The sequence below is a fragment of the Enterococcus sp. AZ077 genome (assembly GCF_051714965.1).
GTDB classification, from domain to species: Bacteria; Bacillota; Bacilli; order Lactobacillales; family Enterococcaceae; genus Enterococcus_B; species Enterococcus_B hirae.
On sequence record NZ_JBIOSX010000001.1, the window covers coordinates 1835734 to 1857855 of the forward strand.

30 protein-coding genes, 1 tRNA gene and 1 pseudogene are annotated in these 22122 nt (G+C 34.0%); 13 read left to right on the forward strand and 19 right to left on the reverse strand.

The features are described from left to right. Positions 1–2: 2 nt before the first annotated feature. The 13 genes from IGL28_RS08360 to IGL28_RS08420 all read right to left on the reverse strand — a co-directional run bounded on the left by IGL28_RS08360 (position 3) and on the right by IGL28_RS08420 (position 7111). Complete coding sequence (locus IGL28_RS08360; RefSeq protein WP_181933766.1) at positions 3–185, reverse strand: hypothetical protein; 183 nt, start codon at positions 183–185, stop codon at positions 3–5. Continuing rightward, on the reverse strand, positions 185–757 hold the full coding sequence (locus tag IGL28_RS08365; RefSeq protein WP_178309262.1) for a hypothetical protein: 573 nt from the start codon (positions 755–757) through the stop codon (positions 185–187). The genes IGL28_RS08360 and IGL28_RS08365 overlap by 1 nt, the downstream gene beginning before the upstream one ends. Beyond that, the gene (locus IGL28_RS08370; protein ID WP_178309263.1) at positions 758–1213 is read right to left on the reverse strand and encodes a DUF1064 domain-containing protein; all 456 of its coding nucleotides are present in this window, start codon (positions 1211–1213) and stop codon (positions 758–760) included. A gap of 141 nt (positions 1214–1354) precedes the next feature. Continuing rightward, on the reverse strand, positions 1355–1597 hold the full coding sequence (locus IGL28_RS08375; RefSeq protein WP_368026541.1) for a hypothetical protein: 243 nt from the start codon (positions 1595–1597) through the stop codon (positions 1355–1357). After that, positions 1594–2442, reverse strand: a complete 849-nt coding sequence (locus IGL28_RS08380) for an ATP-binding protein (protein ID WP_368026542.1) — start codon at positions 2440–2442, stop codon at positions 1594–1596. The genes IGL28_RS08375 and IGL28_RS08380 overlap by 4 nt, the downstream gene beginning before the upstream one ends. Further along, the gene (locus IGL28_RS08385; RefSeq protein WP_002317351.1) at positions 2442–3218 is read right to left on the reverse strand and encodes a GntR family transcriptional regulator; all 777 of its coding nucleotides are present in this window, start codon (positions 3216–3218) and stop codon (positions 2442–2444) included. The genes IGL28_RS08380 and IGL28_RS08385 overlap by 1 nt, the downstream gene beginning before the upstream one ends. Positions 3219–3233: 15 nt before the next feature. Further along, positions 3234–4049 carry a PD-(D/E)XK nuclease-like domain-containing protein gene (locus tag IGL28_RS08390; protein ID WP_368026566.1) on the reverse strand — a complete coding sequence of 272 codons (816 nt, stop codon included), beginning with the start codon at positions 4047–4049 and terminating at the stop codon, positions 3234–3236. After that, a complete protein-coding gene (locus tag IGL28_RS08395) occupies positions 4012–5043 on the reverse strand; it encodes a recombinase RecT (protein ID WP_368026543.1) in 1032 nt (343 codons plus the stop codon). The genes IGL28_RS08390 and IGL28_RS08395 overlap by 38 nt, the downstream gene beginning before the upstream one ends. Before the next feature lies 1 nt (position 5044). Next, entirely contained in the window at positions 5045–5239 is a 195-nt protein-coding gene (locus tag IGL28_RS08400; RefSeq protein ID WP_081127336.1) for a hypothetical protein, read from the reverse strand. 230 nt (positions 5240–5469) lie between these two features. After that, a complete protein-coding gene (locus IGL28_RS08405; protein WP_081127333.1) occupies positions 5470–5805 on the reverse strand; it encodes a hypothetical protein in 336 nt (111 codons plus the stop codon). A 40-nt stretch (positions 5806–5845) separates the two neighbouring features. After that, complete coding sequence (locus tag IGL28_RS08410; RefSeq protein ID WP_164907431.1) at positions 5846–6022, reverse strand: hypothetical protein; 177 nt, start codon at positions 6020–6022, stop codon at positions 5846–5848. A 49-nt stretch (positions 6023–6071) separates the two neighbouring features. Next, entirely contained in the window at positions 6072–6332 is a 261-nt protein-coding gene (locus IGL28_RS08415) for a hypothetical protein (protein ID WP_002323902.1), read from the reverse strand. A gap of 23 nt (positions 6333–6355) precedes the next feature. Beyond that, positions 6356–7111 (reverse strand): antA/AntB antirepressor family protein, encoded by a 756-nt coding sequence (locus IGL28_RS08420; protein ID WP_368026545.1) that lies wholly within the window; start codon positions 7109–7111, stop codon positions 6356–6358. Between the two features lie 62 nt (positions 7112–7173). On the opposite strand from IGL28_RS08420, the gene IGL28_RS08425 reads away from it, so the two are divergent. Further along, positions 7174–7305 (forward strand): hypothetical protein, encoded by a 132-nt coding sequence (locus tag IGL28_RS08425; protein ID WP_010718782.1) that lies wholly within the window; start codon positions 7174–7176, stop codon positions 7303–7305. Here IGL28_RS08425 and IGL28_RS08430 read toward each other — a convergent pair. Both IGL28_RS08430 and IGL28_RS08435 read right to left on the reverse strand, forming a co-directional pair. After that, the gene (locus IGL28_RS08430) at positions 7294–7566 is read right to left on the reverse strand and encodes a hypothetical protein (protein ID WP_010718781.1); all 273 of its coding nucleotides are present in this window, start codon (positions 7564–7566) and stop codon (positions 7294–7296) included. The two genes, IGL28_RS08425 and IGL28_RS08430, sit on opposite strands and share 12 nt — an antisense overlap. Before the next feature lie 18 nt (positions 7567–7584). Beyond that, positions 7585–7788, reverse strand: coding sequence for a helix-turn-helix domain-containing protein (locus tag IGL28_RS08435; protein WP_010752202.1), 204 nt, complete (start codon positions 7786–7788; stop codon positions 7585–7587). 294 nt (positions 7789–8082) lie between these two features. Here IGL28_RS08435 and IGL28_RS08440 point away from each other — a divergent pair, with 294 nt between their 5' ends. From IGL28_RS08440 to IGL28_RS08460, 5 genes and pseudogenes are all read left to right on the forward strand, one after another. Beyond that, positions 8083–8502, forward strand: a complete 420-nt coding sequence (locus tag IGL28_RS08440; RefSeq protein WP_226062939.1) for a helix-turn-helix domain-containing protein — start codon at positions 8083–8085, stop codon at positions 8500–8502. A gap of 16 nt (positions 8503–8518) precedes the next feature. Beyond that, positions 8519–8941, forward strand: a complete 423-nt coding sequence (locus IGL28_RS08445) for an ImmA/IrrE family metallo-endopeptidase (protein ID WP_071856230.1) — start codon at positions 8519–8521, stop codon at positions 8939–8941. A 29-nt stretch (positions 8942–8970) separates the two neighbouring features. Further along, positions 8971–9147: pseudogene (locus IGL28_RS08450) on the forward strand (NINE protein); the annotation flags it as partial. A 153-nt stretch (positions 9148–9300) separates the two neighbouring features. Continuing rightward, on the forward strand, positions 9301–9888 hold the full coding sequence (locus IGL28_RS08455) for an NINE protein (RefSeq protein WP_370566563.1): 588 nt from the start codon (positions 9301–9303) through the stop codon (positions 9886–9888). A 100-nt stretch (positions 9889–9988) separates the two neighbouring features. Next, on the forward strand, positions 9989–11137 hold the full coding sequence (locus IGL28_RS08460; RefSeq protein WP_438843946.1) for a tyrosine-type recombinase/integrase: 1149 nt from the start codon (positions 9989–9991) through the stop codon (positions 11135–11137). Positions 11138–11242: 105 nt separating this feature from the next. Here IGL28_RS08460 and IGL28_RS08465 read toward each other — a convergent pair. Continuing rightward, positions 11243–11330 (reverse strand) — tRNA-Ser (locus IGL28_RS08465). 196 nt (positions 11331–11526) lie between these two features. Continuing rightward, entirely contained in the window at positions 11527–12093 is a 567-nt protein-coding gene (locus IGL28_RS08470; protein WP_010737811.1) for a TetR/AcrR family transcriptional regulator, read from the reverse strand. A 254-nt stretch (positions 12094–12347) separates the two neighbouring features. Here IGL28_RS08470 and IGL28_RS08475 point away from each other — a divergent pair, with 254 nt between their 5' ends. The 4 genes from IGL28_RS08475 to IGL28_RS08490 all read left to right on the forward strand — a co-directional run bounded on the left by IGL28_RS08475 (position 12348) and on the right by IGL28_RS08490 (position 16886). After that, positions 12348–13676: a DUF1576 domain-containing protein gene (locus tag IGL28_RS08475; protein WP_081127322.1), complete on the forward strand. Its 1329-nt coding sequence runs from the start codon at positions 12348–12350 to the stop codon at positions 13674–13676. Beyond that, on the forward strand, positions 13645–13980 hold the full coding sequence (locus IGL28_RS08480) for a hypothetical protein (protein ID WP_025480148.1): 336 nt from the start codon (positions 13645–13647) through the stop codon (positions 13978–13980). Before IGL28_RS08475 ends, IGL28_RS08480 begins: the two co-directional genes overlap by 32 nt. A gap of 414 nt (positions 13981–14394) precedes the next feature. After that, positions 14395–14991: a TVP38/TMEM64 family protein gene (locus IGL28_RS08485; protein WP_010737813.1), complete on the forward strand. Its 597-nt coding sequence runs from the start codon at positions 14395–14397 to the stop codon at positions 14989–14991. A 92-nt stretch (positions 14992–15083) separates the two neighbouring features. Further along, a complete protein-coding gene (locus IGL28_RS08490) occupies positions 15084–16886 on the forward strand; it encodes a glycerophosphoryl diester phosphodiesterase membrane domain-containing protein (protein ID WP_081127321.1) in 1803 nt (600 codons plus the stop codon). Positions 16887–17110: 224 nt separating this feature from the next. Here the strand turns inward: IGL28_RS08490 and IGL28_RS08495 are convergent, their stop codons facing one another. Continuing rightward, positions 17111–17329: a hypothetical protein gene (locus IGL28_RS08495; RefSeq protein WP_010737815.1), complete on the reverse strand. Its 219-nt coding sequence runs from the start codon at positions 17327–17329 to the stop codon at positions 17111–17113. A gap of 456 nt (positions 17330–17785) precedes the next feature. Here IGL28_RS08495 and IGL28_RS08500 point away from each other — a divergent pair, with 456 nt between their 5' ends. Beyond that, on the forward strand, positions 17786–17935 hold the full coding sequence (locus IGL28_RS08500) for a hypothetical protein (RefSeq protein WP_010718765.1): 150 nt from the start codon (positions 17786–17788) through the stop codon (positions 17933–17935). A gap of 91 nt (positions 17936–18026) precedes the next feature. Here IGL28_RS08500 and IGL28_RS08505 read toward each other — a convergent pair whose 3' ends face one another. Continuing rightward, the gene (locus tag IGL28_RS08505; protein WP_081127319.1) at positions 18027–19811 is read right to left on the reverse strand and encodes a glucosyltransferase; all 1785 of its coding nucleotides are present in this window, start codon (positions 19809–19811) and stop codon (positions 18027–18029) included. A 480-nt stretch (positions 19812–20291) separates the two neighbouring features. On the opposite strand from IGL28_RS08505, the gene IGL28_RS08510 reads away from it, so the two are divergent. Together IGL28_RS08510 and IGL28_RS08515 are read left to right on the forward strand one after the other, a co-directional pair. Next, entirely contained in the window at positions 20292–21128 is an 837-nt protein-coding gene (locus IGL28_RS08510) for a hypothetical protein (protein WP_241546343.1), read from the forward strand. Positions 21129–21821: 693 nt separating this feature from the next. Further along, positions 21822–22094 (forward strand): hypothetical protein, encoded by a 273-nt coding sequence (locus tag IGL28_RS08515; RefSeq protein WP_010737819.1) that lies wholly within the window; start codon positions 21822–21824, stop codon positions 22092–22094. Positions 22095–22122: the final 28 nt, after the last annotated feature.

Sequence of the window (22122 nt, forward strand, 5' to 3'; positions counted from 1 at the left end):
AATCAAATTTTTTCTGCTAAATGGAGCAAAAGTAATCCGACATCAAGAATCTTTTGATCCATTATTTCAGCTACTTTACTCGGCTTAACTCCTTGAGAAAAGAGCAAGCGAGCCTGCTCAATTTCCTCATGAGTCCAAATAAATTTAGCTTCTTCCAAAATAATTACTGGATCAGTTCCACGCATTATTTCTCTGGAAAAATGATGTCTTCTTTATGTTTTGACCATGTATCCGCAAACGGTGCAAAATATTTTCGAGCTGTTTCGATTTGATCGATTAGAGCTGTTTCAGATAGTTCGTGATCTGCAGCAATGTCATTTAAGCTATCGCCGTCTTCTAAACGGATAAGAACGTCTCGAACATTTAAAGTTACGTTTTCTGGCAGTTGCAATGTTGTTGCTGTTTTAATAAAATCATCAACGGTTTCTTTTGATACAAGGAATTCAATATTCTCAACTTCTTCCACTCCATCGCCAATATCCAAAGAAGTTTGCTCTTCTTTTAGCATTTCAATTGTGCCATCTGAATTCACAACATATTCAATATTTGGTTTCTTCGTTTGTTTGTTTATCGGCAACGTATAACTGATTGTTTCTTCACTTATAATTACTGTCACAACTTTATTAGAAAATTTTCTTAACTCATCTAATTTTCCATCTAAGCTATTATTTTTAACTTCAAGGGTAATTTTCGTTAATTCCTCATTTGCGATATTAATTGATTTGACTTTTGGTCTAAAATTAACTTGTTTTGTCATTTATTTTCCCTCCGCTAATTTCTTTTTTCTTCGTTCTGCTTGTCTCTTTCGCTGCTGTCTTGCCGATTCAAAGCAGTCCATTTCAATGAACTTATTGATTTTTGAATCGAACTTAGCAAATATCACTGGAAAGCCGTATCGATGAGCAAACATCTTCATTTTCAGCATAGAGATTGCATCTTGATAACCTTTGACATCAATAACTTTCTTCACTTTGCCGTTCTCATAAATCACAAAATCGGCTCTGTAATAAATCGGCGCAATCTTACGATCGTTACATAAATATCCTTCTTGCAATAAAACATTCTCTTGCATTGCGCAATAGGTTTTAGATAAAGGCATAAAGCTCATGCCATTTCGTTTTAGCTTCATGTAGTATCTAGCTTCTGCCTTTGAATCAAACATAATGCCGTCTACTTCATGTTTTTTATTTCCGTATTTGCTTTTTGTCACCATCTGCATACTTCCTTTTTAATTCTTTTAATCGCTCATCATGCTTTCGCCTATTTTTATTGCATACTGGGCAAGGTTCGCAAGTTGACCAGCCAAGCGACGTCTTATACCAAATGACAGTTTCATCATTACACCTTAAACAAGTCATTTTGCACCTCTCATCCATGCTTGATTACCCTTTGGAGTGCATTTCTCTTTCTTTGCTGGCTTAGTTTTAATTTTTGCAAATCGTCGGTCAGGCTTAAACGTTTTGAATATTTCATCACCGCACGTATTTGCAACTAATTCAGCTGCTTCATAGCTCTCATAATGATATGCTTGTTCAGATAAAATAACGCCTTTTCCGTTTTTGTCTAAATAACACATTTTCTTAATTACAAAGGTCAAACTGGATTCCTCCTTTTATCTGTTGTTGATTTGAATACGGCAATGTTCCCTTTTGTTCCATTCATGACACGAGAGAACACTCGCTCGCCGTACGCGTGTTTTAATTGCTTTGATGATAAATTAGTCGTGAATATCGTAGCTTTGTTTAAACGGGCTTCTGTGAGCGATGTAAGAACATCGACATCGTATGGTGTTGCTTGATTGTTTTCTTCCATTCGACCTAGCTCCGCACCTAAATCATCAATTACCACAAAATCTGTCTTTTTTATTTCAGCCATCAACGATCCTGTCACAGCTTTTCTTGCTTCTGGATCATTCATTGCAAACTTCAACTGCTCTAATAATTCTCGATAGCTTATAAATGAACAGGCAATTTTATAATTAGATGCCCTCATCACTTCTTTGATCACTGCAGCACCTAGATGAGTTTTTCCGGCTCCTGTTCTACCAGTAATAACCGCGTGAATCGTGCTACCATCTACGATTTTTTTAGCCCATTCTTGAGCCATTCTTTTTATTTGTGCTGTTTCCTGATCAACTACTTTGTATCCATCAAAATCGAAGATCCATATGGCATCGTCCGTAATCATTGAACTGTTAATCATTCGATTGATGGCATCCCTTTTCATTGCTTCATTCGCTTTTTTGATAGCTTCTTTTTGATTTTTCGTTACCATTTCTCGATATCCGCAACTCTTATTGATACATGTAGGACCGCATCGATCCGTACCATCTTTGTTTTTTGATTTCCACATGTACAATGGATCCCCGCATTTTGGGCAAGGATGATCAACAATCCTCAAACCGCCATAAGGTGCAGCCATTGCACTTAGTTTTTTATCCATTACCAATCCTCACCTGTTTCTGGTAACTCATCATTAGAAATATTTTGTTGCTTTCTTTTATTTTTTTGGATAGCCATCTTATCGAAATGCTTTCTTAAGCTAGTCGGTGATAAAATTACTCCTGACCAGAAATCATTGCTTGTGGCCCAAACAATCATGTCTTGAACTTCTCTACCGGTTCGTTTGTCAGATTCAATTGTTAAACGAATCGTATTCGCCCATTTATCCAAATCAGGTTCTTTGATGTTTTGATTTTTTCGAATGAGTTTTAATAAAAGAATGGCCAATTTTTTATTTGGATCGTCATCTGCGTACACGCGTTTTTTGCGTGTTGCGACATAATTATTATTCTTTTCATTCTTCTCATTCTTTTCATTCTTGTTTATGTTCAGTTCGTTGTCCTTTTGATGTTCAGCTCGTTGTTCAGTCTGTTGTTTTTTTTCTTCTGAAAATCCTTGATAAATGGCGTAGTTATTGACTTTATACGTTGTTCCATTTTTCCTGCTTTTTTCAATGCTTATCATGTCATCTTCAACAAGTAGACTTAAAAATTTTCTGACAGTATTTCTACTTACTCCCCAACGTTCAGCCAATTTTTGTTCTGAAGTAATTCTTTCCCCAACATCAACTTTTTTAAATGAACCATTAAAAAGAATTTTCTTTTCTTTGTGGTTGGCCATTAGAATTAAATCAAGCCACCACTTTAGATATTGCGGATTATCCCATATCCAATTTTCAGTTATAGAACGGTGAAGCTTGACCCATCCTTCAGCCATATAATCACCACCGTTCTATAAATCGTCCATGCTAGTGAATCCGGTTATTGGAAGATTACCCCTACAGTACTCGCATAAACCGCAATGGTTCGGCTTCTCTTCACCATTCTTCACTCTGACAATTCTTTCAATTTTTTCTTTTAACATAACCAGCTCATAATCCATATTGTCCTGGTCAATTGTGATCAGTCTTGCTTCACTTGGTGTTTGTTTAGAAACTGCTGCAATGATCGGTGTAAACGTCTTTCCGTATTGCTGTAAAAGTAACTCCTGATATATAGCCATTTGAAGTACATATCCAAAATTGACTAGGAATGTTTCTCTTGATCCATAATCTTCATTCCATTTACGTTCATGCATGTCTTTCGTTGTTTTGATATCAACAAAGTATTCTTCTTCTAAATTCAAGCAGTCAATTTTGCCTTTCCACTGAGTTCCAAATAATTCACCAGTTACAATCGTTTCTTTCTCACCTTGATAAATGTTCATGAAAGCTTCTTCTTGTTTTAATCGATCAATCATCTGTTCAGCAATCTGGAAATCTTTCAATAATCCATACGGCTTGCGACTAGAAAACATTTTGGATTTATTTTCTTCTTTGAACGCTTCGTGTATCTCTTTCGATTCAAAATACGAATGTACATAATTCCCGACTAAAAGAGCTTTAGGATTAGATATCGGTTGCCAATCCCCTTTGAGTTTGGCCAAGGCGGCCGCTTCACATTTTAAAAAGGACTTATATTGTGACGTTGACATGTACTGCCAGTCAGCTTCATTTGAGTAATAATTCTCATCAGAAAGGGTACTCATCGTCTTCAAATTCTGAGACATCATCTGCACCTTCCTCACGTCCGAAATCTGGAATATCTAATAATTCTTCTTGAATCGGTTCGTTCAATGTTTCTTTTTCAATCGGATGAGCTTGTTCAACTTCTAGATGTCCTGGCATATCCGCAATACGAGTATTTTCTTCTTGAATATCGTTAGGAATCACAATCTCTTCTGCTTCTTTTTGAATTGGTTCGACAGTTTTATTTGAAAAAAGTTTTTCTTCAAGTGTGGCCACTTTTTCAATTTGAGGTGTAACGTCTTTGCGATTGTAATCATAGTCATTTTCGGTCGTTCGGTTGAACGCATCTGAAAAAAGTTCAGCATCATCACTAGTATTGATAAATGGTTTAGCAGCACGATTAATCACTGTACGCTTAGCCATTTCTTCTGGGAAATCATTTTGAACACTTTTTGTCTTAGCTTTTGACCATGATTTTTCGATTTGTTTTTTTGTCATAATCGTATAAACTTTGTTTCCGTCAGACTTAGTGATTGTTGCAAATGCTCCAATAATTTCTTTATCCATGTTTTCAAAACTAGGAACAAACTTTGTGACTACTGTCTCGTTATCAATCGAACCAATCTCAAAGACATCATCTTTTCGGATTACTTCTGCTTTGACATCATTAATCTCATCAAGTCGTTTTAATGCTGCTTGAGTACCAAAGTACGATCTCGACATTTGAAGTTTTGGACCATAAGCAATGAAATAGCATTGATTTTTTCCAGGGTTCAATCCTTGCTGAATCATGTCTAATAACGCATTAGCTATACTAGCTTTACCAACTGGCGTATTACCATATTTTTCCATGTATAACCCACCACCTTCTCGTTGGCTTAGAGCTGCCTCATTGATTTTGAAAAATGCTTGTTTTAATGCGTTCGCTGCATTGTAATTGTTCGGTAACTTAACACCTTGACTTTCCAATTCAGTTATTTTTCCTAAAACAACATCAGTAATATCTTTTTGTAAAGTAGCCATTTCATTTGACATATTAAACTCCTCCTAGTTCAATCTTTGGAAAATATTGTTGTACATATTCCAAAATATCCTCTTCTTGTACGTACCCATCTTCGGTTAAGTAGCAAGAGTCACCTTCATAAATAGGATTGTCTTGCCAGTCAATTCCGATAGGACTACTTTCTTTTGGTGGTTCTTGCATAGCTCCTAAAGAATCAAAGTCTTTCATCATGGCCTCCTAAAATTCCCAAAATAATTTGATGGTGTCCTCATCTTGCTTGATGTTTGAAATGCCTTCGCTTTCCAGTGCCACTAGAAATGATGGTGTAACTCCTTTTGAACGAACAGTGCAACTCGTTTGTCCATAGCTTGCTGCGGTTAGAATTTTTTCTTGGATGTCTTATTGCGCTTTATTCATCATTACTTCGAATATTTCATCGCCTAATCCCTTTACTGAAATCATTTTTGTGTACCTCCCATTCCATTAGCTAAGAATTTAAGGAAGTCAGTAAAATCTTTGATTGTCTCTTCTGTAACTTCTCCGCTGTATTCACGTTCAATACCAAACCCTTTGAAAACTTCACGATGGCCAGGACAATCACAATCGCTATATTCCAATTTTTCTTTTGTTTTTTCATATTGTTCAAGAACCCCTAAGCTGACTAATATGTCGCTGCCTCCTTGTGCAATGATTGTTTCGCCTTCTGAATTGACAATACTTAACGACATTCCGGCTTCTTGCTCTTGTAGCTCATTCGCTAATTCTTTAATTAAGTTTTCAATTTTTACGTTCATGTGATAAAATCTCCTTGTGATTTTTATTTTTTTGACACGATTATGCTTGCCGGCGATCGTGTCTTTTTTTGGTTCTATACTCAGCTTCATCAAGACCTATGAAGATCCATACCATGTAAACAATCGTGCCGATTAATGCTTGTTTGCTTCCCCAAAGACCTAAAGCGTAGATAATTAGCGGTGCGCTAAATACTAATGATCGATTAAACTTGCCCATGTATTTCCCCTTCTTTGCTGTTATTATGTCCGAACACTTACCCGATATTTTATTGTGCTAGAACCCATGCTCTACATTTTTCTTTGTCGTAAAATTTTTGATCGCCTATACGCCCGAATGGAAGTCCTTTATCTTCCCACTTACGAATAGTTGCAGTTGATACTCCGAAGTATTTCGCTATCTCTATTTGCTTTAATACACGTTTATCAACTGAGGCATCTCTTCTTGCTTTTGCAATTTCATCAGTTATGATTTCATGAATATAGCTACGAAGTGCTGCCTCATTTTCAGGCGTTAAGATTACTTCCATAATCCTGAACCTCCTATCAAATTTTATTTTTCTTTCCAAACTCCATACTTAATAGCGAAATCCTTGACTACAGATAAATAAATTTCTTTTAACCTTTTATCACTTTCGATTACATCTAACTTATTTGTCTTATCTCGCTTGGATTTTGAAACACCTTCGCCAGCCATACGGTTACGTAAATTGGTTAATCTAGTTTTGAGAGAGGAACCAGCTCTACGATCAACTTCTTCATATATCGCTGTTTGAATTTCTTGATAAGCACCGTATCCGCCTTGAGTTTCCCCCATTTTATTTACGAGTTTTCGACATTCTCTACGCCAGTCAGTTGTATTCAATGCCACAATTTCAGTAATATTCTCCATTTGTGTTGCTAAACGTTTTGTCTCTAACTCTTGCTTAGCTACTGCATTAAATATTCCTTGGAACATTTGGAGTTCTGGACTTAGTTTTGAAGTATCAAGCAACTGTTGTTTATATTCTTTTTCTACTTGAATAAAATATTGACGCGCTTGTTTTCCTTTTTCTGTTCGTTGAATCATTGAAATTTCTTTTGCCATGTCCAATTTCATTGCATGGTCAGTAATATTCTGAATTCCTCCAGGGGTCGGACATTTTTGGGTCACCCTTATGAAATCTATATTTTCAACAAAACCATATTCTGCCATACGACTAAACCATTTTTTATATTCTGTAGCCACCTCCAAAAACTCATGCAATTCTCTGCCGTTTACTAACTGTTCATTCTCCTTATTTGTTGTTACTTTGATTAGTTCTTTCATTCGGTTTCCTCCCCAGCTGATTTTTATTTGCTATAATTCTCATTAGAAAGCGAGGTGTTTTGATGTTTAGCGAAGAAAAAATTTCTAAAGTTTTTGAGCATTATGGAATAGATACTACTAACCAAGATATGGAAAAATTAGTGCTTGCATTAGCTGATTTATTCCAAGAGCTTGAAGAACAATTAAAAAATTGATGTTTTATGTGAAGCTTCAAATCCAATGTGGGGCTTCACTATTTTTACTTCGCTATGTTCGATCAAAAACTTAACTTTGCTGAAAATATATCTGTAGGTTTCGTTGAATGCCGGTTCTCCGACATACTTAGTTAACTTCTCTTTGACTCTTTCCCTTAAATTGTTGACAGAAATGTTCTCTTCAATGCATTCTGAATAAATCTGTTTAGCTACTTCGTCAGATAATTCGTTTATCTTTGAAACTTGATCGATAATACTCATATTTTTTTACTCCTCTCTTTACAGTTCATACATAGTAATGATCGAATCGATAATTATATTAGCTTCTGCAGAAGTCTTTTTACCGCTTAAGATTAAAGATAAGTAACTTTTACTAATTCCAAATCTTTCAGCAAGCATTTTGTATGTTAGAAACTTAGATCCTTCTACATATTTTTTAATTTTTTCTCTGTCTTGTTTAGTAATTTCTGCAATATCAGTCATTACCGCGCCTCCTTTCTTTTACTTGTAAACAAATCTAACAACTATTTTATAAACTATATTGACATTATTAGATTATTAATCTATACTAAATCCATAGTTAAATAAGACATTAAAACGTTGATTTAAAAGCTTTCTTGGCGGTTGGCATTTATTAATCAATAGTGTTTTTGTTGTCTTTTTAGTTGTTAAACTTGTTTACAAGACATAGTATAGATTATTAATATAAACTAGTCAACAGTTTTTATATTATTTATCTAAACTTTTTTGTAAGCATTCAGAAAGGTTGTTAAATCAATGAATACTTATGAAATAATAAAAGATTTAGCTAAAGAAAAAGGTCTTTCTATTAGGCAATTGGAGATAAATTTCGGATATTCCAACGGATACATTGGCAGTTGGAAAAGACAAACTCCTAATTCTACAGAATTAGCTCGACTTGCTGACTATTTCAATGTATCTGTCGACTATCTATTAGGACGCACTGAGAAAAAAAGGTACTACGATTTAACGGAAAAAGACGAACGTGATATTCAAAAAGAATTACAATCCTTAATCGACGATTTATCTAATGCTGATGGAATGGCTTTTTCGAAGAAGGATGGTGAAATGAGCGAAGCTACACGTGAAGCTCTCATTATTTCTTTAGAGAATGCATTGCGGATATCTAAGATAGAAGCTAAGAAAAAATATACACCTAAAAAATATCGCGATTAAAAGGAGTGCGATGTTTATGTATTTACCTCAAATTGATAAAAAAATTAATAAACTGGTAAAACTATATCAAACACGCAATCCTTTTAGAATTGCACGAGAATTGAAGATACTAGTTTTAGAAGAAGATTTGGGAGAAATTTATGGTTACTATAGTAAATTAAAACAAATAAAAATGATCCACATAAATTCTAACTTAGATGAAATGGGAAAATGGATAACTTGTAGTCATGAATTAGGCCACTGTGTTTTACATTCAAATGAAAACACACCTATGTTGTCTAAAAAAACGCTAGTATCCGAATTAAAAATTGAAAAAGAGGCAAACTATTTCGCAACTCATCTAACTATTGATCCAACTTTAGACGGCTTTGATCATATGACAAAATATGAAAAGCTCGTCTGCTTTGGATTACCAGATGAATTCGATCGTTACTTGTGAATTATAATACAACGTAAGGAGAATGCTATATGAAAATAGGACCACGAAAACCGAGTATAAAAAAATCTATCAGCGCTAGAACTACTGGGAAAGCAAAAAGAGCTGTGAAAAAAGCAGTAATTCCTGGTTACGGTAAAAAAGGCACTGGATGGATTAAAGACCCAAAAAAAGCTGCATATAATAAAGTTTACAATAAGACTACCTTCGGAGTTAATCCTCTTTCATCTATTGATGTAAATAAAAAATCCCTCAACTCTAATATAAAAAATGATAATCAAAACAATCAACAAAGTAGCAAGAAAATTTTAGAAGTAGTTGGCACTCAATATACTGACGCAGAACGAATTTTAAGGAATGTATTGAAAGATAGAGGCGAAACGTGGGATACGTATGGCTATCAATATCACGATTTAGAATTGGTTCTTGTTCCTGAACCTGATAATGAATATGATCCTAAGGCCATAGCTGTTTATTCTAATCATCCAACTCCTAAAAATGCAAAAATAAATAGAAGTGGAAAAATAGGATATTTACCAAGAAATTCTGGTGTAATCTTAAATGAACCTTCAGAAATTGAAACAACTATAAAAGAAGGATATGGAAATTTTTATATTAAAGTTGATGTAAGTAAGTATTTAGAACGAAAAGAATCTATGACAGAAGAAAGAGAGAGTGTGTTAGAATCAGAAAATATTGATGACACAATTATTCAAAATACCTCATCTATCGAAGAGAAAAATGAGATTTTAGTAAATAAATTCATATTTTCACTATTAGCAATATTTTTAGGAACGTTTGGAATTCAATGGTTTTATGCACAAAAATTTAAAAGAGGTTTATTATATTTTGTCTTTAGTTGGACAAGTATTACTTTTTTCCTAGGTTTATATGAAGGTATAAAAGCACTGTTAACACCTACAGATAACAATTATTTAATAAGAAGATAAAATAAAAACACGACCACTGTCCAAAGTAAGATCGTATAACTAAGGAGGTGATGCCAGCTATTTTAGTCCGAACACTTACCCGAGCGAAAGGACGAAAAAAATGGCAACATTCGAACAATACAAAAAGAAAAACGGTAAAAAATTGTGGAAGTTTCAAACTTATTTGGGAGTAGATCCCTTGACTGGCAAACAAGTTAGAACTACACGAAGAGGTTTTAAAACAAAAAAAGAAGCTCAATTAGCGCTGACCAAACTGCAATTGGAATACGAAAATAATGGTCTAAATAAGTCTAAAGAGTTAACTTTTCAAGAAGTATACGATCTATGGATCGTAAATTATGAGCAAACAGTAAAAGAAAGTTCTTTCGTTAAAACAAAAGAACAGTTTGCGAATCATATATTACCAGCATTTGGTGCTCTTAAAATCAACAAAATATCGATTGATATAGCTCAAAAGTTCGCTAATGAAAAGGTAAAAAAATTTGTGTTGTATAGAGAATTCATCAATAATGCTTCGCGTATATGTGATTATGCTATTAAATTAGGATATCTACAAGATAATCCCTTTAAAAAAATCACAGTTCCGAAAAGGAAGGTCTCTATTCATGAAGAAGATACTTTAAACTTTTTTAGTAAAGAAGAACTAGAAATCTTTTTGAAATCAGTAGAAAAGAAAAAAGATATTCGTATGTATTCTTTTTTTCGGACACTAGCCTTCACAGGGATGCGCGTAGGCGAGCTCTTAGCTCTCACATGGAAAGATATTGATTTTAACGATAATTATATCAAGATAAATAAAACTCTCGCCAGAGGAAAAAATAGACGCCTTTATGTAGAGCAACCTAAAACCAAAAATTCTAAGCGAGATATACCAGTCGATGATGAAACTATGAACATCTTGAAGAAATGGCGATTAGAACAAAGAAAATGGTTGTTAGCATTGGGAATTAATACGTTAAGCAAAAATCAACTGGTATTTTCTAACCAGAAAAACGAATATTTCCAATTATCTAAGCCTCGTAAATGGTTAGAAGTGATTATCAAACAAAATAATCTTAAACGTATTACTGTTCATGGTTTTAGACATACACATGCTAGTTTACTTTTAGAAGCTGGTGCAAATATTAAGGACGTACAAGAACGTTTAGGCCACTCGTCTATTCAAATCACTATGGATCTATATATCCACATTACAGACAAACGAAAAGAAAAAACAGCAGCACAATTCGCAAAATATATCGGTATTTAAGCAGAACGTATTCAAAGACGTATTCAAACAAAAAATAGAGGCGAAAATATTGCAAGCAAATGCCTGTATATCAATGTTTTCGCCTCTATTATGAAATGTTATATAAGGAAGGTACAGGATTTGAACCTGCGCGCCGGTATTAACCGGTTCGCCGGATTTCGAGTCCGGTGCATTACCACTCTGCCAACCTTCCATACCTATTATTTTTAAACTTTTTTTAGTAAAAAGTCAAGCCTATTTCCCGATAGAAATCAAAAACCGGCATATTTATTTTATGAGAAGACAAAAAAACACAAGAATCATTTTCTGCTCCTTCTTAAATAGTGCCCAATGTGAAGTAAGAAAGAGTATTGGAATGAACCTTGTGTTATCACACTTCATAAGTAGATCTAACTAATTGTTTCAGGATTTTCTAAAGAAAGAATAGAATCAATCGTTCGCTTGATGAACGAAATAATTTGTTCTTCAGTTGGGTGCATGATGTTTGAAGACATTAAAGATGCGATTCCGGTAACTGCAACCCAGGTTCCAGTGTGTAATGCATCAACGTATTCATCTGACAACTGGTTGTATCGATGATCTTGTTTGACGATTTCACGGAAATAGTTATAAGAAAAATCATGCATTTTTTGTCCATCGCCATGTTCGTCGATATATAATGCCATGTAAAGACTATGATGTTTTTTTGCAAAGTAGATATAGTTTAAACCTAGGTCAATAATTTTATCTCCAGTACGTTCAACTGGAAAAACATTTTCTTTGAGTTGTTCAAAAATTGAGTCTAATAAAGTATTTTTTAGATCCTCCATGTTTTTGAACTCTAAATAAATAGGTTGTGTGGATATACCCATTTTTTTAGCAATATTTCTCGCAGTAAACCCTTTAAAACCTTCCTTTGCAACAACATCATAAGCAGCTTTTAGAATTTGATCTTTAGTATAGACTTTTCTTCTCATTAAAACTCCCCCACTTCTTACTGCAGTATATGTTGTTTTATTGTAACCGATATACACAGTTTTTGGCAAATAATTTACTCAAAACGTTATATTTTAAGTTTTTTTCTTATTTATTTTTAACAATGATACAATATTATTTAAGAATAAACAAAAATACTGTTTCCCCTTACAAAAATTGATTTTTCTGTAACTGTTAGTTGACCAAAAGATTTCTTTCACGTTATAGTTAAAGAAAACGACAAAGAAGGTATGTAATGGTTAATAAAAACGACGTTATTTATATTCACCCCATCAAAAAAAAGCCATCTCAAAAAAATAAGTATTTTTATTTAACATTTACTGGCTTGTTTTTTCTAATAATCGGGCTTGTTTCTGGACATCCGGTTGAAACTATTGAGGGACTCAACAATATCCTCACTTCTCCTAGTAATCTGATGACCGATTATTTGGCAATAGGTGGTTTTGGAAGCGCATTTATCAATGTTGGTGTTCTGACTTTGTTGTCCGTACTTCTTTGCTATCATCATAAAGTCTATCTAAATGGACTAATCTTTGCTTCTGTATTAACCGTCACAGGCTTTTCTTTTTTTGGAAAAAATCTGTATAACTCTCTTTCCATTATTTTGGGTGTCTATCTCTATGCACGTTTTGTACATAAACCATTTTCACAGTATATTATGGTTGGCTTATTTGCTAGTGCCTTGTCACCTGTAGTTAGTTATATCACTTTCGGTATGAACTTACCATTGGGCTTAGGTATTTTATTTGGTAATCTGACTGGTATACTCGTTGGTTTTTTACTCCCTCCTTTGGCATCGCATACCCTTATTTTTCATCGCGGATTCAATTTGTATAATATTGGTTTTACTTCTGGATTGATCGCCATGGTCGTGGCTGGTATCCTTCGGTTATTTGATTTTCCAATTGAAGTTCAATCGTTCGTTTCAACAGGCTACCATCAAGAACTTACATTAGTCATTTTTCTTTTTTTTAGTTTAACTACGCTATTTGGTCTTTTTATTAATTCATGGAAGCTCACTGGTTTACATGACATTTTTCAAACTTCAGGAAAAGTAACTACTGATTTTATGGCGATCTCAAGTATCGGTGCCACCTTACTAAACATGGGGTTAGTAGGGCTAATGCTTTCCATCTATGTTCTTCTTATTGGTGGTGAATTCAACGGCCCGATTATTGGTGCAATCCTATCTTCAGTTGGATTCAGTGCCTTTGGTTGTCATCTAAAGAACAGCTTCCCCATACTTATAGGGATTTATCTTGCTTCATATCTGGCTACTATCCATGATGCCTCTCAAACAACAATGATCGTAGCAGCGATATTTGGTACTGCACTTGCTCCTATTAGTGGTTTTTATGGTAGTATTTTTGGTATTTTAGCTGGATTTTTGCATATTGTCTTAGTCCATAACGTCAGTGCATTACATGGCGGATTAAGCCTATATAATAGTGGATTCTCAACTGGATTCGTTGCAAGTTTTCTTGTACCGATCTTAGACAGCCTGACTGTTGGCAGAAAGGAAAAGGATGGCATTGGAAAAAGAATTATCAAAAAGAATCATTAGTGAATTTTTAACCTATCTTTATTCTCACGAGATCACTGAAATAAGGATTGGGCTAGAATCAACACCCGAAGGATTATATATTGAAATTCAAGGAACTTGTTATTCTCCTCCTTCTGATTTGCATGAGTTAGCGGAAATGCTCAATGAACCAAGAAATCCTACTATGGATCTATATTACCAAGAGCTTGGAAATGTTTTTCTGGATCAATCAGATTTCCGATTACTTGGAAGTCTGATTGATGATGTGGAACTCATGTACGAACTTCCCATCTTAAATATAAAAGTATTTAGACGAATCCTTTGATTCAACAGGCTTAGTGAAAAGACAAAATGAGACACTGATTTTCACTCCCCTGAGATATTCCCTTTAGCTTTCATATAGTTATGGCGTTCAGAGTATTCTATCCACGTAAGTAAGCTAGAAACGCAGAAGAGGTAAAGCAAAAACTTCTTCTTTTAGTTTCCTCAGCTTATTTTAAAGATTTAATACTTGAACGCCGATTTTTCATTTAATAGAGGATATTTTTTCCTAAAACTACAGGCACAAAAATAATACTTCAAATACATCTTTAGTTGGATGTTTTTGAATCGTTTTTAAATTATACTTATTACAACTTACAAAATTGTTTGATAACTGTCATTTAAAATAGTGGCACAAAGAGTCACTAATAAAGTACATTAGTAATATAAGAAAACGTATCAAAGGAGTTGATAGACGTTGAACATTGCGGCATCACGGAAATTGATCAATTTTATATCTATCATTGGATTAGTAATTTCGATAGGCTTAACGATTTATTTTATCAATTTGGGTGTATTTAAAGATTTAAATTCTTTAAGAGGATTAGTTGGAGATTCAATTATCTTAGGTCCTATTATTTTCATCTTAATCCAAATCCTGCAAGTTGTTATTCCAATCATTCCTGGAGGGATAAGTACAGCAGCCGGTGTATTAATTTTTGGACCTTATGCTGGTTTTATTTATAATTATGTAGGAATTTGTATCGGTTCGATCATCATCTTTTTACTTGGTCGGCGGTATGGTAAACCATTTATTTTATCTATGGTCAGTGACAAGACGTATAACAAGTATGTTGGTTGGCTCGATAACCAGAATCGCTTTGAAAAGTTATTTGCTTTAGCAATTTTTCTACCAGTGGCCCCTGATGATGCGCTTTGTTTAATGGCTGGTCTAACAAATATTTCTGTAAAAAAATATACTTGGATCATTTTATTGGCGAAACCCCTCTCGATTTTCTTATACAGCATGGCTTTGATTTATGGTGGACATTTCTTAAGTGGATTACTAGGATAGTTTATTATAAGTGGGCGTACTGCGTTAAGTATTTGCGCAATCTGTCCACTTATTTTTATTTTTACGTTATAATATTTATGGTAGGTGATTGAATGTTAATTTATTTAAAAAGAAGTTTAGGAAATGCTTGGGACTTTCTTAAAGGAACTCAAGCATATTTTCGTGATGTTTTGATTATGCATTTATTTATTTTATTTATTTGTTTACCCTTATTGAATAGTACGACCAGATTCATCTTGAATCGAGGAGCCATTGATTATATATCTAGTGATAATATCTCTACAATCCTTTCACAGCACCCAGGTGTCTTATTATCTTTGACTGCTGTCTTACTAACTATCTTACTCCTAGTTTATTTTGAGTTTACTTTTTTATTGATGAGTGTTTACTTTATTAAGAAACAAACACCTATCTCGTTGAAACAGTTACTTCAAGCAACGTTTCGTCAATTAAAAAAAATACGCCCATTGACTTTTCTTTTTTTCTTAGCTTATTTCGTACTTATTTTACCGATTAGTGGGTTAAGTTTTAATTCTGATTTACTATCTAAAGTTAAAATCCCAGCTTTTATCATGGATTTTATTTTTACTAATCGTTGGATCGTGGTTAGCAGCTTCATTCTGTTTTATATCTTTTTAGCTTACATTGGTATCCGTCTCATTTTTGCCTTACCAGAAATGATTCTACGTGATCGACCATTTAAACAAGCGGTTAAAGAAAGTTGGTATTTAACCAAATCACGTTTTTTTGCAATCCTTGGACAGTTCATCATTATTGGTGGTAGTATTTTACTCATTTCATTTGCCGGCTATTTAATTGTGCTCCTCGCACAAATAATTGTAGAACAATTTTTCCCTAATTATTCATTGATTAGCGCTGTTTTTGCAATGACGATTCTTCAAGCTATCCTTTTATTCAACATCGTTATGTCAACAGTCGGAATTTTTTACATTATTATTGATTTCATGGATGATGAAGGTTTTCTTCCTGAGACTCCTAACTGGTTTCGTTTAGAATCTCCTAACAAACGTTTTTCTGTTCTTAAAAATACAAGCTTAGTTTTATTTGCTGTATTTTTTGGTGTAGGTGTTTGTCTCTACAATATGGATTATTTGACTTCTGCTTCTCAAACGAAACCTGTAACGATTTCTCATCGTGGTGTCAGTGGAGGTAACAGTGCCCAAAATACTTTAGCTGCTTTAGAAAAAACAAGTCGTACCTACCATCCTGATTATGTGGAGATGGATGTACAAGAAACCAAAGATGGTCAATTCGTTGTCATGCATGATTTTAACTTAAAAAAATTAACAGGGATAAATAAAGCACCACAAGATCTAACCTTGAAAGAATTAGAAAAGTTAAAAGTAACTGAAAACGGTGCGAAAGAACCTGTCGTTTCCTTTGATACTTATTTAAAGAGAGCCAATGAATTAAATCAAAAACTTTTAATCGAAATCAAAAATTCAAAAAATGATTCTAAAGATATCATTGATCGCTTTGTCAAAAAATATGAGGAAAACATTTTAACTCATCAGCATATTCTACAAAGTCTTACGTATCAGACAGTATCTGATCTGAAAAATGCCAATCCTAATTTTTATGTAGGCTACATCCTACCATTCAATATTGTTGGACCACCAGTTACTCCGGCTGACTTTTTGACGATGGAGTATAGTACGATCAATCGGAATTTTATTGATTCAGCTCATCAAGATGGTAAAAAAGTGTATGTCTGGACGGTTAACGACTCAGATGGAATCAGTCGTATGATGTTTTATGGTGTTGATGGGATCATTACTGATCAAATGACTATCTTAAATGAAAATATCAAAGCAATGGATGAAGAGATCACCTATTCAGATAAATTATTGAATTTCGTTTTAGGTGTTGGTTAAAAAAAGAGCCCCATGGATTGAATCCATGGGGTTCTTTTTCAATTACTTTATCTTTCTCTCGCGCTTTTCACCGCACGAACCACTGCTAAGATTGCCGGAATAGCAGAAATAACTGCTAAGATAATGCCCATTTTACCTGAACTCTTTCTTTTTTGCATGTTTTTTCGCTCCCTTCTCTCTCCTCTAATTATAGAGAAGTTTACGATATTTCTCAAAAAAAGTGTTTATGAAACCAAAGCAGATTCTGCTACTGTATAAATTTCGTCCAGTTTAACTAGTAGACGAAACTTACTATCGTAAACAGCCAACCGATCTCTCTGATCATAGCTTTCTACAAAAATAACAGCCGTATTAGTATATGTACGTTCCACGCAACCAATCACTTCATAGTTCACTCCAATCGGTTTGCATATGTATGACTTGCCTATTTCTAATTTTAACATTTCTCAATTCCCTCCTTTATTTTGTTAATCTTTAATTTATAATAACAAAAAAAAGAAGATTTGAAAACGATTTATTGAATTTTTTTATATTTTTTCTTAGAATTACACGATTTCAATCTAGTTTCCCCTTTTTCTCACATAACTAATACCAAGATATAATTGTAATTTATAAGTGACAGATTTGTTTGAAACTGTTAGCCTTTTGTTCGTGTAAACCTCCGAAAAAGCATCTAAACTATTCTGTGAGGAGGGAATTTCATGATTGTTATTCAAGCTACTGTATTTATCCTGTTATTGATTGGATTGCTTATTGGACTCACAGAAAATTAAGAATCCCTTGTTGACATAGCAATTAATTGCGAAAAAAAAATAAGGGTGCTACACTAATTACAGGCAGGAAAATTTAACAGAAAATTCCAACCACAATTTACATTAATAAAAAAAGAGGTGACTTACATGACATTTACTAAAACAAATATTGAATACCGAGTTGCATTTGATACTGTATCCAATCAATTTATGGCAATTGATGCTACAAATGAAAACAACGTAGCATTTGGTATCACGATTGAACAAGCTGTCCGTGCATTAAATGAATCCAAATAAGGAGTGAATCATTTCTAATGACCGAAAACAACTCGGGATCGAAAAAAGAATAAAGACGTTTGCAACTAATACAGTTAGCAAACGTCTTTTATTATTTATTCAATTTGAGTTTGTGCTTTATTTTCCCCCATGAAATTTTGCTGATTCCCAGAAAGATTAGAACCATCGCAATTTGCATGATTGGTACTCCTGCCCCCGTATACACACTTAGAAAATAATCTTTTTGCTCTGGCGAGTAGGAACAAAACCATGAAACCCCAAATAAAAATAAAAACTGGGTCAATATCAAACCACTAGTAATGACTAGTGCAGAACAATAAAAACCACGATCTTTTTTAGCATAGATTGAACCTAAGATCAAAAATAAAAATCCTAAAATCGCTAAACATAGAACAACACCACTTGTCTTTTGATAAATCGCAATCATAATATTAGAGATTTTCGCTGTTTTTGATAAAACTAAAATTGGCGGTTGTGGATCTTCACTATTAATCCAATTATTCAATAAAGGAACTCGCAAAAAGTTTTGCGTTGCTTCTACATCCGCATGGGTTCCAAAACTGTAATTCCCTCCTTGATGAAAATCTTTGTAAAACAAATTGTCACTATAAGCTGTCCTAAAAAAATCTAAGAGTACTGGAATATCCTCGGCAATTTTCCCATCTCCTGTACTCATTAAGTAGACTTCACGTTTCTTCTTCAAATCTCCCTTACGATAAGCAGCCCTTAACTCTTGATTGACTTGTTTCCAAAATTCATTGGTTTCTTTTGCGTTATTTTGATAGTAGCCAGACTCATTCAACACATCTCGCAGTGCCCAAAAAATAATGTCTCCCTTTAATTCCTTTACTTTTCCTGCCTGAGTCCAAGCATGTGTCGTATATAATTCTTTGATTCTAGCAGCTTCTTTAGCAAAAGCAGGTGACACAGCTAATGCTTTATTTAACGCTTCATGAGAAACCCAAATCCTACTGTTCTCTTTGTTTATGTTCGTTCCATCATCTATTCGAATCAAGTTCTTCATCAATTGAGCAAACTCTCCGCTCGTACGATCATTGACTACTGCAAGATGATAGACTTCTTCATTTTTATGCTTAATCATTTGGTTTGTCACGATAAAGCTGATCATAGGAAGAAAAAACAAACTGAGCTTGATCAGTTTTCTTCGATCAAAGGTAATTTGTGAAAGAAACTTTTCAACAGTTTTCGTTGGTCTAAAATCCACTCCTAATAAAATCTGAACAAAACTAATGATTAAGGCTGCCAGAACAAACGGCAACAACCAGAGTGAATCTTCGCGAATATACCAGTAAAATGGAAAGATTAGAGACAACAAGAAAAACCAAGGTAAAATAGTTTTTGTTGCACGATATTTACGATAATAAATAGCTAATAAACAAGCAACGATAATTACGACAGATGGAATTACAATGGCGTTTCGATAAATACGTGTCGAATATTCATGGGTAAAACCGATTGGTGAAAATAAAAAAAAGACATAGATAAAAAACAAGATACTATTCTTTTTAACGATCGGCTTTACACTCAGTGTAATCAGCACGCTAGCTAAAATATTAAACCCACCTAATAATAGCGAGTATGGTAGCTGAATTTTATTGGCAAAAGCTAAAAATAAGCTATAAGAAATACCTTTTGATAAAGTTTTAGCATTGTACTCTCCTAACCACTGCCCGTCCACTAAGTTACGGGCATAATGAATAAAAAGATGGTCATCATAGCTAGCTGTCATATCGATGCTGTAAGTCGCTTTGTAATAGAGATAAAGACGTATTAGTGTAAGAATTAGAGCGATACCACAAATAAAATAAAGTTGTTTTTGCCTAACATACTGAAGCATTTCCTTTACTCTATCCATGTACCCTAACCTTTCCTCCGCCTTTCTTCTTGATACTAATCATATTTGATAATTTATTTTTAACCAATTCACTCAACTCCTTATTCAATAAGCCTCTAATAAGTATAGCAAAAATTCATTTCATTGATATTAACCTTAAAGGATTCTTATTAACTTGTTTGATTGCTTTTTTAGCAGGTTCTAAGCGTTAAAAACAAGAATTATACTGTACTAACTTAATGACTGATCTTTTCCACTTTGTAACTATCGTAATCTGCTGTTGTGCAAATCATTTCCTTTATATATCTATTTTTATCAATAGGTGATTAAAAATTCACATTTTTTATTTTGTAATTTAATTTTTAGATAAAAAACAACTTTGTATATCTTTAGACAAGTATTACAGAATGATATATTTTTTTATTAGGAGGTTTATTCCTTTCATTCCTACATGGAAGGAAAATATTTTTATTTTTGGAGGAAAAAATTGGAACTTTTTTAGTGTTAGTAGGTTTAATTGGTATTTGTTGGGGGTTAGTAGGACTAATTCGATCATTTTTCAAAAAAGGGAATAAAAAACGAAACTTTATTATTATAGGAACAGCATTTATTCTTATGATTTTCGGAGCGTCTATCTCTCCTACCAGTCATTCCGATAGTTCAAAAGCAAGCGCACGATCTGAAAAAAAGATCGAAACAAAAAGAACATCAAGTACTTCTAGTGAAGAGCAGCTGAAACAAAAAGCTGAACGTAAAGAAAAAGAAAAACAAAAACTTGAAGCTGAGCGTAAGAAACAAGAAGAAGAAAGACAGAAACTTGAGGCTGAGCGCAAAAAACAAGAAGAAGAAAGACAGAAACTTGAGGCTGAGCGCAAAAAACAAGAAGAAGAAAAACAGAAAATTGAAGCTGAGCGTAAAGCACAAGAAGAACGTCAAAAACAAGCTGAAAATGAAGCAACAACAGCACTATCACAAGCTGAAGCTCATCCAACTAGAGAAAACTATAACTCAGCAGCTACTTTAATCCAGGCTATTCCAAACGGCAATCAACACTTGTCTGCTCGACTAGCTACAGTAGATGCAACGATCAAAGCCAATGAAGCAGCTGAAGCAGAACGACAACGGCAAGCTGCGGCCGCACAAGAACAAGCCAATCAAGTTGCAGCAGCACAAACACCGCAACAAAACAACGAACAAACGGTTTATATTGCTCCAGATCATGGTACAAAATATCATTTAAATCCGAACTGTTCGGGACTTAACAATGCAAATTCTGTCGTAGCTATCTCGCTGCAAGAGGCCCAAGCACGTGGATATACGTTGTGTAAGCGAGGTTAAGCTAAAATAATAAAATGAACTGTGACAGCAATGTCTAGCTCTGATAACTAAGCCGGAGAATCCGAAAATAGTCTCTACTATTTTGGACTCTCCGGCTTATTTCAAGGAGTTGATGCTTGAACACCATGAATCAGAGGTTGTGAAAAGAGCGTTTTGACCTGAGCGCTCACCAAGTAAAAACTGCGACGAGTAATCGCAGGAGCATTAAGGATGAAAATCTCGAAACAGCTCTCCATATTTTGAGATTTTTTGACTTATCGCCGAAGGTCAGCTCTTTGAACACCGTTTAGAGCAAGAGGTTGTGAAAACATCGGGGAGCTCCGATGACAATAAGAAAAAATTTTTTGAAATAGTTTCTCATATTTTGAAAAATTTAGGCTTATTTCAAGGAGTTGATGCTTGAACACCGTTTATCCATTTTCAAAGCACAATGTAAGATTTGTCTCCCTAATTTATTTTTTATTGTGAACATTTCCGGTGTCCGGTCTCTCCTAACTTTACTTAAGCATGATCATACAAAAAAACAGAAAAATTTTACAGCCATTTTCCTGATATTAATAGTCGGATATTAGCTTAAATACCATAAATTTTTTTGCGTTTCTCCTTTACAAAAAGAATGTTTGTTCGTATAATGCTATTAAAGAATATTTACGGATTGGCATCCTCGAAATCGCTCATAAGGGAGAGTCCACAATGATTAAGAAATATGGCACAGTAACAAAAATAAAAATACTACAAATTGGGGCTCGTCCCTTGATAAGATTTAGCTTGAATGATACGAACTGTTTAATCGCTGGTCATGGCTTAAACTTTCTTGCTGAAGTAGATGAAGGAATGAAATTAGTAATCAGTGGCTATTATAATCAAAGAAACCAATTGGTCGTCAAAGAATACCATGTGCTCGGTCCTACGAAAATACTGATTGATTTTAAAAAAATCAAGAAAGAATTTATTGGTAAAAAATAAAAATTGGTTTTGAAGTATATAACTCCCG

Bases quoted from the DNA above. Each gene is read 5' to 3' on its own strand.
- IGL28_RS08360 (WP_181933766.1), bottom strand. From the start codon at position 185: ATGCGTGGAACTGATCCAGTAATTATTTTGGAAGAAGCTAAATTTATT.
- IGL28_RS08365 (WP_178309262.1), bottom strand. From the start codon at position 757: ATGACAAAACAAGTTAATTTTAGACCAAAAGTCAAATCAATTAATATC.
- IGL28_RS08370 (WP_178309263.1), bottom strand. From the start codon at position 1,213: ATGGTGACAAAAAGCAAATACGGAAATAAAAAACATGAAGTAGACGGC.
- IGL28_RS08380 (WP_368026542.1), bottom strand. From the start codon at position 2,442: ATGGATAAAAAACTAAGTGCAATGGCTGCACCTTATGGCGGTTTGAGG.
- IGL28_RS08385 (WP_002317351.1), bottom strand. From the start codon at position 3,218: ATGGCTGAAGGATGGGTCAAGCTTCACCGTTCTATAACTGAAAATTGG.
- IGL28_RS08390 (WP_368026566.1), bottom strand. From the start codon at position 4,049: ATGTCTCAGAATTTGAAGACGATGAGTACCCTTTCTGATGAGAATTAT.
- IGL28_RS08395 (WP_368026543.1), bottom strand. From the start codon at position 5,043: ATGTCAAATGAAATGGCTACTTTACAAAAAGATATTACTGATGTTGTT.
- IGL28_RS08400 (WP_081127336.1), bottom strand. From the start codon at position 5,239: ATGAAAGACTTTGATTCTTTAGGAGCTATGCAAGAACCACCAAAAGAA.
- IGL28_RS08405 (WP_081127333.1), bottom strand. From the start codon at position 5,805: ATGAACGTAAAAATTGAAAACTTAATTAAAGAATTAGCGAATGAGCTA.
- IGL28_RS08410 (WP_164907431.1), bottom strand. From the start codon at position 6,022: ATGGGCAAGTTTAATCGATCATTAGTATTTAGCGCACCGCTAATTATC.
- IGL28_RS08415 (WP_002323902.1), bottom strand. From the start codon at position 6,332: ATGGAAGTAATCTTAACGCCTGAAAATGAGGCAGCACTTCGTAGCTAT.
- IGL28_RS08420 (WP_368026545.1), bottom strand. From the start codon at position 7,111: ATGAAAGAACTAATCAAAGTAACAACAAATAAGGAGAATGAACAGTTA.
- IGL28_RS08425 (WP_010718782.1), top strand. From the start codon at position 7,174: ATGTTTAGCGAAGAAAAAATTTCTAAAGTTTTTGAGCATTATGGAATA.
- IGL28_RS08430 (WP_010718781.1), bottom strand. From the start codon at position 7,566: ATGAGTATTATCGATCAAGTTTCAAAGATAAACGAATTATCTGACGAA.
- IGL28_RS08435 (WP_010752202.1), bottom strand. From the start codon at position 7,788: ATGACTGATATTGCAGAAATTACTAAACAAGACAGAGAAAAAATTAAA.
- IGL28_RS08440 (WP_226062939.1), top strand. From the start codon at position 8,083: ATGAATACTTATGAAATAATAAAAGATTTAGCTAAAGAAAAAGGTCTT.
- IGL28_RS08445 (WP_071856230.1), top strand. From the start codon at position 8,519: ATGTATTTACCTCAAATTGATAAAAAAATTAATAAACTGGTAAAACTA.
- IGL28_RS08460 (WP_438843946.1), top strand. From the start codon at position 9,989: ATGGCAACATTCGAACAATACAAAAAGAAAAACGGTAAAAAATTGTGG.
- IGL28_RS08470 (WP_010737811.1), bottom strand. From the start codon at position 12,093: ATGAGAAGAAAAGTCTATACTAAAGATCAAATTCTAAAAGCTGCTTAT.
- IGL28_RS08475 (WP_081127322.1), top strand. From the start codon at position 12,348: ATGGTTAATAAAAACGACGTTATTTATATTCACCCCATCAAAAAAAAG.
- IGL28_RS08490 (WP_081127321.1), top strand. From the start codon at position 15,084: ATGTTAATTTATTTAAAAAGAAGTTTAGGAAATGCTTGGGACTTTCTT.
- IGL28_RS08495 (WP_010737815.1), bottom strand. From the start codon at position 17,329: ATGTTAAAATTAGAAATAGGCAAGTCATACATATGCAAACCGATTGGA.
- IGL28_RS08500 (WP_010718765.1), top strand. From the start codon at position 17,786: ATGACATTTACTAAAACAAATATTGAATACCGAGTTGCATTTGATACT.
- IGL28_RS08505 (WP_081127319.1), bottom strand. From the start codon at position 19,811: ATGGATAGAGTAAAGGAAATGCTTCAGTATGTTAGGCAAAAACAACTT.
- IGL28_RS08515 (WP_010737819.1), top strand. From the start codon at position 21,822: ATGATTAAGAAATATGGCACAGTAACAAAAATAAAAATACTACAAATT.